11 protein-coding genes are annotated in these 12016 nt (G+C 60.4%); 4 read left to right on the top strand and 7 right to left on the bottom strand.

Going from position 1 to position 12016, the window contains the following annotated elements:
- Position 1 precedes the first annotated feature (1 nt).
- The 3 genes from ACMVPR_RS02875 to ACMVPR_RS02865 all read left to right on the top strand — a co-directional run bounded on the left by ACMVPR_RS02875 (position 2) and on the right by ACMVPR_RS02865 (position 3997).
- The gene (locus ACMVPR_RS02875; RefSeq protein WP_416881630.1) at positions 2 to 412 is read left to right on the top strand and encodes an RrF2 family transcriptional regulator; all 411 of its coding nucleotides are present in this window, start codon (positions 2 to 4) and stop codon (positions 410 to 412) included.
- Between the two features lie 1494 nt (positions 413 to 1906).
- The gene (locus tag ACMVPR_RS02870; RefSeq protein ID WP_416881629.1) at positions 1907 to 2167 is read left to right on the top strand and encodes a carboxymuconolactone decarboxylase family protein; all 261 of its coding nucleotides are present in this window, start codon (positions 1907 to 1909) and stop codon (positions 2165 to 2167) included.
- Positions 2168 to 2266: 99 nt separating this feature from the next.
- The gene (locus tag ACMVPR_RS02865) at positions 2267 to 3997 is read left to right on the top strand and encodes a sigma-54-dependent Fis family transcriptional regulator (protein ID WP_416881628.1); all 1731 of its coding nucleotides are present in this window, start codon (positions 2267 to 2269) and stop codon (positions 3995 to 3997) included.
- 175 nt (positions 3998 to 4172) lie between these two features.
- On the opposite strand, the gene ACMVPR_RS02860 is transcribed toward ACMVPR_RS02865, so the two are convergent.
- The 7 genes from ACMVPR_RS02860 to ACMVPR_RS02830 all read right to left on the bottom strand — a co-directional run bounded on the left by ACMVPR_RS02860 (position 4173) and on the right by ACMVPR_RS02830 (position 10109).
- Entirely contained in the window at positions 4173 to 5750 is a 1578-nt protein-coding gene (locus tag ACMVPR_RS02860) for a GMC family oxidoreductase (RefSeq protein WP_416881627.1), read from the bottom strand.
- A 12-nt stretch (positions 5751 to 5762) separates the two neighbouring features.
- A complete protein-coding gene (locus tag ACMVPR_RS02855; protein ID WP_416881626.1) occupies positions 5763 to 6356 on the bottom strand; it encodes a hypothetical protein in 594 nt (197 codons plus the stop codon).
- 32 nt (positions 6357 to 6388) lie between these two features.
- Entirely contained in the window at positions 6389 to 7087 is a 699-nt protein-coding gene (locus ACMVPR_RS02850) for a lipoyl protein ligase domain-containing protein (protein WP_416881625.1), read from the bottom strand.
- Entirely contained in the window at positions 7084 to 7773 is a 690-nt protein-coding gene (locus tag ACMVPR_RS02845) for a 2-oxo acid dehydrogenase subunit E2 (RefSeq protein ID WP_416881624.1), read from the bottom strand. The genes ACMVPR_RS02850 and ACMVPR_RS02845 overlap by 4 nt, the downstream gene beginning before the upstream one ends.
- Positions 7770 to 8003, bottom strand: coding sequence for a biotin/lipoyl-containing protein (locus ACMVPR_RS02840; protein WP_416881623.1), 234 nt, complete (start codon positions 8001 to 8003; stop codon positions 7770 to 7772). The genes ACMVPR_RS02845 and ACMVPR_RS02840 overlap by 4 nt, the downstream gene beginning before the upstream one ends.
- Before the next feature lie 73 nt (positions 8004 to 8076).
- A complete protein-coding gene (locus tag ACMVPR_RS02835; protein ID WP_416881622.1) occupies positions 8077 to 9108 on the bottom strand; it encodes an alpha-ketoacid dehydrogenase subunit beta in 1032 nt (343 codons plus the stop codon).
- Positions 9109 to 9122: 14 nt separating this feature from the next.
- A complete protein-coding gene (locus ACMVPR_RS02830) occupies positions 9123 to 10109 on the bottom strand; it encodes a thiamine pyrophosphate-dependent dehydrogenase E1 component subunit alpha (protein WP_416881621.1) in 987 nt (328 codons plus the stop codon).
- Between the two features lie 991 nt (positions 10110 to 11100).
- Here ACMVPR_RS02830 and ACMVPR_RS02825 point away from each other — a divergent pair.
- The gene (locus ACMVPR_RS02825; protein ID WP_416884607.1) at positions 11101 to 12015 is read left to right on the top strand and encodes a DMT family transporter; all 915 of its coding nucleotides are present in this window, start codon (positions 11101 to 11103) and stop codon (positions 12013 to 12015) included.
- Position 12016: the final 1 nt, after the last annotated feature.

Genomic DNA, 12016 nt, shown 5'->3' with positions numbered 1-12016 from the left:
CATGAAACGCAACAGTCGCCTGTCACTCGCCCTTCACACGCTGGGCCACATGGCCGGAGAGCCGGACAGGGTGCGGAAGTCGGCCGACATCGCCGCACATGCGGGGACAAACCCCGTCGTCGTGCGTCGCGTCCTCGGCAGCTTGCGCGAGGCCGGTCTTCTCGTGTCGGAAGGTGGCCATTCCGGCGGCTGGCGCCTCGCACGGTCGCCGAAAGAGATCACGCTGGCGGACGTTTACCTCGCGCTCGACGAACGCCTCGCCCCAGTGGAAGCCGACGACGCGGCCCACGACTGCAAGGTGGCGCATGCCTTTCATCACCGCGTCTCCAGCGTGATGGCCGAAGTCGAGCGATCCCTTGTCAAGAAGCTGGGGGAAACAACGATCTTCGAGATCCGCGAAACGGCTGAATGACAATCGCCGGTGAGCGGCACGAGAGGTTCCTTCAATGAGTGGTCATGCCCCCATGCGAACGCTCCACTCGTTTAGTCCACTCGATCAGCGCCACGCTGCCAACGACTGCTCGCGCATCATGTCGTCGCTCGCGAGTATCGCCGTGACCGTCGAACCTTTTGGCATAATGGCCGGCTCTTTGGCCAGCCGCGCTCGGAACTCTCAGTTCCATGCCACCGCAGGCGACCACGAGACGAGGCCACTGAAATCAAGCCAGCTTTTTTGCGCGACCGCTCAGCCAAATGGTCGCAAGACCGACGCCGACCCGCCGTCTCCTTGGGCATCCGTCGTCGTAGCTAATGGGCCTTCTTCATGCTCTTGACCTGCACGGCCAGGTTTCTGAAACACTACCTCGAGACAGAATGACCGCCCCTTTAATTGCACAACCAAACTTCATAGCGCGTTCACTGATAACGGCATTCCAAACGAAGCTTCGAGCCCGACAAACTGTACGGCCGCATTTCGCCCTCCGTCGCGAGCGCTCGATACCGCTGAAGAGGTTTCGTTCCCTCACGAACCGAATTGCCCGCGATTTCGCACTAAATCACGCGATCGAAGCATGAACATGTGCTGCACACGACACAACCTAACAAACTGAAAATAAATAAAAATCGCCACCATCCATCATAGGGGCCGTAGACAATCTAGCGTGTTGTTTTATTTGCATTTTTTGTGTATCTTCAAACTGTTGGCGGCGGATGTGGCTCACGCTGGAATACGCCCAAATATCCCCGAATTTGCCCCTCTACGCCAACTCATTGCACACATGAGCCGCACACGAAAATGGCCTCCATCTACCTGCGCTCCCCTCCGGTGCCTGACCTGCGTCCTGATCAGACGAAAGGGCCGCTTTGCTTCGCGAGACGGCCCGAAGCCGCGACGACGCCCATCGTTGGGCCCTGCCCAAGCGGAGAGCCCTGCGTCGATCAGGGGCTGGCGCCTACAAGCACGTCCGTTTCCCGCCTCCAGACCTTTGGCGACCTCATCGACCTTCATATAACCGATATGTGCGAGGTAGGGAAACCGCCGCGTCGCGATGAACGCGATCATCGCTTGAACGGGCGCTAAAGCTCCACCGCCCCGTTCTGGTTCATCGTTGAAGATCGTCAATCATGGCGATGCGCGTCTTGGGTGGTGGGCGATCGCATGTTCCCAGACCCTCCTCCGCCTGGATGGTTTCTCCTAAATGCGACCGTCTCATATTCCGCGAAATGAGACAGTTTTTCGCGCCCGGATTCAAACCATCCCTTTGCGGTTTCACGGTCTTGAGCGTGCAGCGATACTTGTTCCCGACAACAAGACCGGATTTGAAGCGCAACCGGCTTCGGTGAAATGCCGTTCCGAGCGTTTCCCGAAACCTGACGGAGTACTCAGCAATTGACGACGAGCCACAAGGATCATGCGAAATCCATAGACAATCGTGTGGGGGCACTCTTCAAGGCAATTCCTTCGGTCATGACCCCCTACCGCCAACTGGTCAAGTCTGCCTCTGGTGCAGGTGCTCTTGATAGCAAGGCAAAGGAATTGATGGCGTTTGCGATATCCATCGCGATCAGATGTGAAGACTGCATCGTGTTCCACCTGCGCGCGGCCTTGAGCCATGGTGCCAGCCGCGAAGAGGTGATCGAAGCGATCTCGGTGGCGGTCGAAATGGGCGGCGGTCCTTCGGTCGTCTATGGCGGTCGTGCGCTGGAGGCATTTGAAGACCTGTCCTGATCGCCCTCTCGAAACGAGATTGGACATGTAAACAATTCTGGACGAAACTTGCGAGTGTAAAGCGGGTTGACGGAGAGGTTCAAGTAAAGGGAAATGACAGTGTCGGGCCAGATGAAGAGGTCGGCGTTTGAAGAACTGATCCGATCTTCCCGGGATCGGAGCCTGTCCAAGTACAACCTGTCGTCTGGCACGAAATCCCCGATCCTGCGATTGCAGGCCAGTGAAATCGCGCAACGCAACGAACGGTTCCTCGATCGGATTGGCGGGGCTGTAACGGAAGTCGATAACTCCGCCTTGTTGCCAAGCCGATCCCGTTATTGCCTTCTGATTACCGACGCAGATGGAATCGTCATCGAATCCTATGTGCCCGAAGGCATGGAAGCCGAGTTTCACAGAAGCGGACTTGTCCGTGGCGGGGTCTGGGATGAGCGTGTCGCCGGCACGAACGGTATTGCCATGGCGTTGGAAAGCGGCCGAGTGCTTACGGTGCATGGCGACGAGCATTTCTACAGTTGCTTTCATGACTTCAGCTGCAGTTCGGCACCGCTCACCGATGCTCAGAACAACCTGATCGGCACCATTACCCTGGTTGGATCGTCCCGGCGTCGACAAGAAGAGCACGCGCTGTGTGAACAGGTGGTCAGACGCGCCTCGCGGCAATTCCAGACCCGCCTGTTTCGCAATTTCCATGCCGACAAGCTGACGGGGCGCTTATTGTCTCAAGACCCACGAACCCGGCGGAGTTTCGAGACGTTGGTGGCCTGCGACGAAGAAGGAACCATTATCTCTCATCTGCCTCTATGGCGTGACAATGCGCGTCCTTCCGAACACCAGAACCTGGCCGGGCGCCACATTTCGGAGATCAAAGGGCTAAAGGTCACCCTGCGAGGACCCGCCGTGGTGCCGCCGCGACGCAGGGTGCTTCAATCCGAAGCACCACATATTTCTGCACGGGTCGACAAAGAGACGACGTTGGGGCGCCTGGTCGAGGAAGGTGGCGGCATTGCTGTTGTGGCGGATCGCGCGCGCAAACTCCTTGCCCATCGTGTACCGCTCCTGATCTGTGGTGACCCGGGTGTCGGGGTGGAAGGTTTCGCCAGAGCCCTGCTGGAAGAGCAATCCCTGCTGTCGCCGATGGGACTGAACCTTGATACGTCCCGCAGCATGTCGGAGACCGATCTGACCGAAACGTTGAACAGCTTGGATTTCCTCAGCGATTACCCGCTTGGCGACACGGTTCCCACGCTGATTCTGCGTAATATCGAAAACCTGTCGTCCGAGGCGCAGGACGTTCTTGAACGCTTTCTCGACGTTGATCCGGGTGTTGCTGGCACAAAGGCACAGCCGCCCGCCGTCCTGTTCACCGCGAGCAGGTCCTGGGCCGATCTGGAACGTGACGAGAGCCTTCCTCGAAGCCTTCTGTATCTGCTGGGACAAGCCGTCGTTGAATTGCCGCCACTCTCTGAGCGGGACTGCGAAACGGTGCTTGAAAACATCGTCGCCGAAAGCTTCGCCGACCAAATCGAGATTGCGGACAGCGCCCGCGATGTTTTGGTCAACTACCACTGGCCTGGCAATCGGCGGGAAATGCGCGCCGTCTTGCGCGAGGCGCTGATTTGCGGCAACGGCAAGCGGATCAACATAACCGATCTGCCTTTGCGCCTGCTGGATCGGAACGAGGACACAAACAAGGCGCTGACCCGCGCCGCCCTGCGGGATGCGCTGGATAGCACGAACTGGAACGTGTCCAAGGCTGCGCGGCTGCTGGGCAAGAGCCGGGCCACGATCAACCGCTGGATCGCCTCCGAAGGCCTTCAACGGCCGGAATAGCCCGTTTTAACAAGTGTATGGCCCGCGCCTAGCAAGGTAAGCCGTATCTACATCCATGGCCAATTGATTGTGCGGACATGCATTCGCCCCATGGTCCAATGGCTGGCATCATTTCACAAACAAACGCGGCCGGGCACGAAGGCCCGACCGCATTCAGGGAGGCAAACCCAGATGCTCAGATGTTCTGCGCGTTCATCTCCTGGGCGATGTATTCCGCCTGGCGGATGGCCAGCGCCACGATAGTCAGGGTCGGATTGCAGGCCGCCGAAGACGTGAACTGGCTGCCGTCCGACACGAACAGGTTGTCGATGTCATGCGCTTGCCCATAGGCGTTGACGACGCCCTTGGACGGGTCGGCATGCATCCGGTTGGTGCCCATGTTGTGGGTCGCCGGGTAAGCGGGCAGCTCGTAGACATCCGTCGCGCCCACGGCCTCGTAAATCTGGGCCGAGGTCTCGTACATATGCGCCGTCATCTCGTAGTCGTTGTTATGCGGCGTTTTCGAGACGATCGGCACCGGCAGGCCGTATTGGTCCACCTCGCTGTCATGGAGCGTGATCGCGTTACGCTCCTGCGGCAGATCCTCACCGAGCACCCAGACGCCCGACATGCGGTCATAGCCTTCGAGCGCGCGGGCCACGCTGCGCCCCCAGCCGGTATTCCCCGGCTCCAGGAAGGCCGCCATGAAGGGCAAACCCAGCGACAGGAATTCCAGGTAGTAGCCGCCTGCGAAGCCGCGCCCGGCATCGTGGTAGACCTCGTCGCCCACGATCCCGGCCACGGATGTACCGCGATACATATGCACCTTTTCGGGCAGCACCGCATAGACCCCGCCGGTGGTGTGGTTCATGTAGTTCTTGCCCACCTGGCCCGAGGAGTTCGCCAACCCGTCGGGGAACATGTTCGACGCCGAGTTGAGCAGCATCCGCGGGCTTTCGATGGAATTGCCCGCCACGCAGACCACCCGCGCCTTTTGCCGGTGCTGGTTGCCGTCCTTGTCGGCATAGACCACCGCGTTGGCCTTGCCCGCGTCGTCATGTTCGATCTTCAGGACCATGGCATCGGTGCGGATTTCGCACTTGCCGGTCTCTTCCGCGCGGGGCAGTTCGGTGTACATGGTCGACCATTTCGCACCGATGGCACAGCCCTGCATGCAGAAACCGATCTGCTGACAGGCCGGGCGGCCGTCGCGCTCGACCGAGTTGATCGCCATGGGGCCCGAGCGATAATCGGTGCGGCCTGTGCGGCGGCAGCCCTCGGCCAGCACCCGGAAGCCGTTGTTCCAGGGCAGGTGCGGCATGCCCGTTGTCTTGCCGGTGACGCCCATCTTGAGTTCGGCCTTTTCGTACCAGGGCGTCATTTCTTCCAGATCGACGGGCCAGTCTTCGACATTGGCACCGTCGATTTCGCCATAGGTGCTGCGGGTCTTGAACTCGTACTCCTTGAAACGCAGCGCCACGCCCGCCCAATGGATGGTCGAGCCGCCAAAGCCCTTGACGATCCAGGTGGGCAGCGTCGGATGGTTGACCGACCCGTGCCAGCCGCCACCGGAATAGCGCTTGTCGAGCCAGGAAATCTTCTGGAACATTGTCCATTCGTCGTTTTCGATATCGCTCAGCTCAAAGCGTTTGCCCGCTTCGAGAACGACCGATTTGATGCCCTTCTGGGCCAGTTCGTTGGCCAGCGTTCCGCCGCCAGCGCCCGAGCCGATGATGACGACGACACTGTCGTCGTTGAGATCGAATTGTGCCATTGTCCCTCTCCCTTATCCCTTGACTTCGGCCATGCGCTCTTCGAGGGACGGGCCCTCGGGAACGAAGGTGATGTCCGAAAAGCCGCGATCGATGTAACCGCCATGTTCCACCGAGGAGCCTTCGTAGCCCAGCAGCGGCCAGACATCCTTGTTGTTGTAGATGCCGAAATAGGCGGTCCAGCGCACACCCTGGAAAAAGCCTTCATGCTGGAAGTGCCGCAAAAGGCCCTCGCGCGCGTCCGGATCCTCGATTTCGGTGTAGGGCACGCCGAAGAGTTCCCGGGCCTTGGCATCAATCTGCTCCAGCCCGTCGGTCAGGGCCTTGGCCATGTCGGCGTCAGCCTCGGCATTGGTCATGACAGTCGCGGCGATCGCCTCGTAATGCGACAGTTGCAGGATGCCGGGATGCGGATAGATGTCCTGCACCATCCGCAGCAGGCTGGCGCCTTGCGCTTCGGTCAGGACCTCCGATGCGGCAAAGGCCGCGCCGCCCATCATGGCGTTGGTGGTGATGCCGGCCATGGTCGTCGTCATCAGGAACATGCGGCGGCTCATCGCCGCGCGATCCTCATTCGATTTGCCGAGCCGGTGGAAACGAATATTCATGTCTTCTCCTCCCAGTGGGTGTTTATTCGCGGTCAAGCCGCTTGGTCTTCGCGGTGCGTGAATGCAAAAAGCCGGTCCTCCGCGGCCCTGATCAACGCTCCGGGAACGCTGGTTAAGCTCATGTTTCCGGGCATGAGCCTGTTGAGCGGCGCATGCGCCTCGGGGCAAAGCGCGGGGTGGTCCGGAAAGGCCGCCTGATGCAGCAGGCAGAGATCGGCCCAATGGCCGGGGTCGGGCATGTGCAGCATGATCGCCGCATGAAGCAGGGCCACCCGCCCTTTCGGCGTGCTGCGCCAGCGTTGTGCGGTGCCAGCCAATTTGCGCCCCCCCACAAGCACGTTCCACGCCCCGTCACAGAACGATCCGGGGCAGGCGCCTGTCTGCGTGGAAATGTCGAACCGGGTCAGCGCCTCGGCGACCGCGCCGCAGATCAGGTGATAGCCATCCTGCATGGCGAAATCCGAGACGCAGGGCAGGACCATGGCCAGGTTCAGGGTGCAGGGCCCTTGCGGAACGATGCCGCCGCCGCTGCCCCGGGACACGATATCGAGCCCATCGCGTTCAAGGCCAGCTGTCACGGGCTGCACGCCTCCGCGCCGCGCCACGGCGGTTGGCAGCACAAGTGCGCGCGCGTCGGCCTGCCAGAGCAACAGGGCGGGCCGCCCGGCCTGCAAAAGCGCCGCTTCCCGTGCAATCCCGTCCGCCGCGGTGGCAAAGGGGGCGACGATCATGGCGTGAACCCCTCGATTTCCGCGCACAGATCGGTCAGAAAATCCGCCGCAGGCGCCCCGTCGATGGCGCGGTGATCGAATGTCAGAGATAGCCCCGCATAGGGTTTCCAGACCAACGCATCGCCCTCGCGTACAGGGGTTTCGACGCTTCGGCCAATGCCCAGAATGGCGATCTGGGGCGTGTTGATGATCGGCGTGAACAGCTCCACCCGGGACAGCCCGAGATTGGAAATCGTGAAGGTGCCGCCCGTCATCTCGGGCACGGTCAGCTTGTTGCTGCGGGCCCGCTCGGCCAGGTCGCGCCGGGCCGCGCGCAGTTCTTCAAGCGACATCGCGCAAGCGCCGAAGATCGCGGGCGCGGCCAGAAGGTTGCCGGGCAGCGCGATCGCAACGCCCAGATCGACCGTCTCCGAAAGATGCACCTCGCGGCCCTGAACGGTGCCATTGATATCGGGGTGCCGCTTCAGCGTCCGCACGAGCGCACCCATAAGCAGGTCCTCGACCGAGAGCGCCGCACCCTTCGCCTTGAAACCCGCCTTGGCCGCCAATAGGGCCGTCATGTCCACCCGGGCATGGTGCGTCAGCTGGGCCGCCTCGCGCAGCGACGCGCTCATCTTGTCGGCGATCATGCCGCGCACCCCGCGCAAGGGTACGACCTTGACCTCAGCGGTGGCTGCGTCGCTCATGTGACCGTCCCGATCACGTCGCCCTTGGCCGCGACCTCGTCCTGGGCCTTGGCAATGCTCAAGGTGCCGCTGGCCGGGGCAGTGATTTCGTACTGGACCTTGGCGGTCATGATCTCGGCGATCAGCGCGCCTTCCTTTACATTTCCGCCATCGCTTGCCAGCCAGGCGGTGATGACGCATTCCTCTTCGCCGTCCCAGAGATCGGATGGAATGATGATATCGGTTGCCACTTGGCAGTCTCCTCTTGTGGCCACCCCGACCATGTCAGGGTGGCAGATGCTTTTTTGTCGTGTCGGATTGGCGTCAGGCCGGAACCGGCGCTCCGCAGGCTTTGCGGGCGGCCGCCACGATCTTGTCGGCGTTGGGCAGGCAGTGCCGCTCCATCACGCGGGCAAACGGGATCGGCACATCGGGATAGGCGATGCGCATCGGCGGAGCCTTCAGATCGGCCAGGTTGCTTTCGGTCACGGTCGCGATGATCTCGCCCGAGACACCGTAGCTGTGGTAATCCTCGTCCACAACGATCAGCCGCCCGGTCTTGGCCACGCTGGCGCGGACCGTGTCGCGATCCAGCGGCACCAGTGACCGCAGATCGACCACCTCGGCGCTGATACCCTGTTCGGCCAGCGCCGAGGCCGCTTTCAGCCCGTGATGTACGCCCTGGGCAATCGACACGATGGTCACGTCGCGCCCCTCGCGGGCAATCGCAGCCTTGCCGATCTCCACCTCGTAGCTTTCTTCCGGAACATTCACGATGGCGCCCGCCTCGGTGCCGAGCCAGCCCATGCCCTGCAACCCCTTGTGGAACATGTAGACCACCGGGTTCGGGTCGCGGATCGCCGCTGTCATCAACCCCTTGGCGTCATAGGCGTTCGACGGGCTGACCACCTTCATGCCGGGCAGGTGTGCGAAACTGCCATAAAGGCATTGCGAATGCTGCCCCGCATCGGAATAGCCGCCGCCGGTCGAGGTCATCAGCACCATCGGCACGTTGAAATTCCCGCCCGAGAAATAGGTGTTCTTGGCCATCAGGTTGTAGATCGCATCGAAGCAGACGCCGAAGAAATCGACGAACATCAGCTCGACCACAGGTTTCATACCGTCCTGAGCCGCGCCCACGGCGGCCCCGATGAAACCGGTTTCGGAGATCGGCGTGTCGCGCACGCGCTCCTTGCCGAATTCCTCGGCAAGGCCACGGGTATTGCCAAAAACCCCGCCCAGGTCAGCGATGTCCTCACCCATCACGAAGACGGTCGGGTCAACGCGCATCTCCTGTGCCATCGCTTCGGCCATCGCCCGCGCAATCGTCAGTTTGCGTTCATTTTCCATTGTCATTCCTCCCCAGGCTCTCAGGCGAACACGGCTGTAAGCGCGTCTTCGGGTTTCGGATCGGCGCTTTCACGGGCAAAGCTGATCGCCTCGTCGACCGCGGCCTGGGCGTTGGCCTCCAACGCATCCAGCTCAGCCTCGGTAAAGCTGCCATCGGCCAGCAGTTTCGCGCGCATGGTCGGGATCGGATCTTTTTCGAACAGCGCGTCTTTTTCGCCTTCGGGACGATACCCCTCGGCGTCGCCCATGAAATGCCCGGCCAGACGGTAGGTTTCGACCTCGATCAGTGAAGGGCCTTCGCCGCGGCGTGCCCGCCCGATGGCCTCGCCTGCGACCTCGTAGATTTTCAGCGGGTCATTTCCGGGGATGTAATGGCCCGGGATACCATAGGCCGCAGCCCTGTCGGAATTGCGCTGGATCGCGGTCGACGCCTCTTTCGCAACCGAGATGCCCCAGGCATTGTCCTCGACCACGACGACCATCGGCAGTTTCCAGACAGCAGCGAGGTTCAGCGCCTCATGGAATGCGCCCTGGTTGGCCGCCCCTTCCCCGATGAAGGACACCGCAACGCCGGGCTTGCCCTGCATCTTGCGTGACAACGCCGCACCCGCTGCAGGGCCCATGCCCTGCGCGATGATGCCCGAACAGGCGAAATTCACATCCGCGTCGAAGATATGCATGTGACCGCCTCGGCCACCTGACAGCCCCGTGGCCTTTCCGAAAATCTCTGCCGCCATCTTCTTCAGGTCCACGCCCTTGGCAATCGCCTGATGGTGTGGACGGTGCGTTGCGGTGACCACATCCTCGGGGTTGAGATGGGCACAGACACCCACGGCGACCGGCTCCTGCCCATCCGACAAGTGCATCTCTCCCGGAATCGGGCCGTCGGCCATATTGAAGACCGGCGTCTTACCTTCCATGTAGATTTTCTCGATGGCGTTTTCGAAACGACGGCTGGTCACCATCTTTTCATACATCCACGCCAAGGTATCTTTTGCTGGCTGCATTGTTCCTCTCCTCCTTGTCGGGGAAAGGCTGCCTTTGTGTCGGCAACATGCATAGGGTTTTGAACCGACGCGCGTTCGTGTCAGGGAAATTGTCTCATTTGGCGCGTGTTGAGACACTCATTTGCGTGAAGGTTCACCAGGCACTCTGATGCGCAGAGTTGCAAGACGCTAAAAAAGCCCGATGGTCCGCAATCTGCAGCGAAGCGCGCCGAACGGCGGGAAAGTCACCCTCAAATCAGACTTAACCACCGCCCACTTCGAACAACTGCTTTCAGCGGGACATGCAGTTCCTGCGTACTAGCCAATAACAATTTCTCATCCCCAGCGCACATCATAAGCCCTCGAGGAAACCAGGAATTGCCGGAGCAACGTAATGCGTCCGACGCAGTCCGAGATCACGCGATCGAAACATGAACATAGGTTGCACAAGAAACCCTTCAACTTATTGAAATATTGAGTCAATCTCTACCATCCATCATGGGCGCACAAGATAATCTCGCCGCCGCAGTGGCTGCGTTGTGGGGCATTCCTAATTCTCCTATGGTCCGCGATCCGGTTTTTGGGACCATGTTGGACACCTACTGCAGACGAATTGGGGCAGTCTACCCCCCCGAGGATGAAGACAGGCAAACGGCAGTGTTTGGGTGGGTTTGTGAACCTGCCCCGCTTCTCCATCGCACGATCCAGACAGGACGCGACCGTCAAGAAACGTTTGCGAAGTTGCGCGATCCCCTGCGCTTTTCACGTGCATACCACCGCCTTGCTGATTGCTGCCAAATCAGTTTCGCTCCGCTCCTCCAACGAACTTTGGATCAGCTTAGTACCGCCTGCCTAAGCATCCTCATAGGCTTTCTTCAAACATTGGCTGAATTCTTGGCTTATGGCCACCGAGGTGCCGCACGCGACGATACAGCTTGAGAATGTCGCAAACGGAGGCCAACAGGCGCGGCATTCTCGTTATTCTTCAGGTTGTTTCAGTTCAATGGATGCTATGGCAGTCGCTCTTTCAGAAAATTCGTCCGACGCGCACAAGCATGGACTTTTCTTTGTCTTTGCGGCCGGGGTCCTCTGGTCGACCGTTGGCCTGGGAATCCGCCTGATTGAGGACGCTGTCGTCTGGCAGATCTTGCTTTACCGGTCGATCAGCATGTCTGGTTTTCTTTATCTGCTCATTCGCATCAGATCCGGGAAAAGCCCTTTCACGCTGATACGTCGTGCCGGCTTCCCTGGCGTCATTGCCGGATTATCTCTGGTCGCGGCCTACTCCGGTGGTATTTTTGCGATCCAGAACACGTCTGTGGCCAATGCCATGCTGCTTTTCGCAACTGCACCCTTCATGGCTGCGGTCCTGGGAAGGTTCCTTCTGCGCGAACCTGTGCGCAGAGCAACCTGGGTGGCGATCTGCGTCGCCATCGGCGACATCGCGATCATGGTGTCGGACAAATCCGGTGGTGTCGCTTTGATGGGCAGCCTTGCCGCGCTTGGATCGGCTTTGGGCTTTGCGGTTTTCACGGTTGCTTTGCGTTGGGGGAAAACGGTTGAAATGCTTCCGTCCGTGTTCCTTTCAGGTCTCTTCGCCATCGGCATCACAGTTTACATCTGTGTGGCACAAGGGCTGCCGCTTTCGATCAGCGCTCACGATGGTGGCATCGCGATGGGCATGGGGGTGTTCCAGGTTGGTGCGGGTCTTGTCCTTTACACGATAGGATCCCGCAGTTTGCCCGCAGCGGAACTTGCGCTGCTCTCGTTGGCTGAAGTGCTTCTTGGCCCGTTCTGGGTCTGGCTGTTTCTCGGCGAGAGAGCGAGTATGTACACTTTGGTTGGAGGCCTCATTCTGCTTGTTGCGATTGCGGGGAACGCGCTGTCCGGAAAGCGGCGCACCCCCCCACCGATCACCGCGCCCTGAG

The sequence above is a fragment of the Marivita sp. genome (assembly GCF_048006345.1).
Taxonomy (GTDB): domain Bacteria; phylum Pseudomonadota; class Alphaproteobacteria; order Rhodobacterales; family Rhodobacteraceae; genus Marivita.
The sequence above is the reverse complement of the archived record's forward strand: the minus strand, read 5'-3'. Positions and strand labels throughout refer to the sequence as shown.

Coding starts and splice junctions, on each gene's coding strand:
- ACMVPR_RS02825 (WP_416884607.1), top strand. CDS start 11,101: ATGGCAGTCGCTCTTTCAGAAAATTCGTCCGACGCGCACAAGCATGGA.
- ACMVPR_RS02850 (WP_416881625.1), bottom strand. CDS start 7,087: ATGATCGTCGCCCCCTTTGCCACCGCGGCGGACGGGATTGCACGGGAA.
- ACMVPR_RS02875 (WP_416881630.1), top strand. CDS start 2: ATGAAACGCAACAGTCGCCTGTCACTCGCCCTTCACACGCTGGGCCAC.
- ACMVPR_RS02855 (WP_416881626.1), bottom strand. CDS start 6,356: ATGAATATTCGTTTCCACCGGCTCGGCAAATCGAATGAGGATCGCGCG.
- ACMVPR_RS02835 (WP_416881622.1), bottom strand. CDS start 9,108: ATGACAATGGAAAATGAACGCAAACTGACGATTGCGCGGGCGATGGCC.
- ACMVPR_RS02830 (WP_416881621.1), bottom strand. CDS start 10,109: ATGCAGCCAGCAAAAGATACCTTGGCGTGGATGTATGAAAAGATGGTG.
- ACMVPR_RS02845 (WP_416881624.1), bottom strand. CDS start 7,773: ATGAGCGACGCAGCCACCGCTGAGGTCAAGGTCGTACCCTTGCGCGGG.
- ACMVPR_RS02870 (WP_416881629.1), top strand. CDS start 1,907: ATGACCCCCTACCGCCAACTGGTCAAGTCTGCCTCTGGTGCAGGTGCT.
- ACMVPR_RS02860 (WP_416881627.1), bottom strand. CDS start 5,750: ATGGCACAATTCGATCTCAACGACGACAGTGTCGTCGTCATCATCGGC.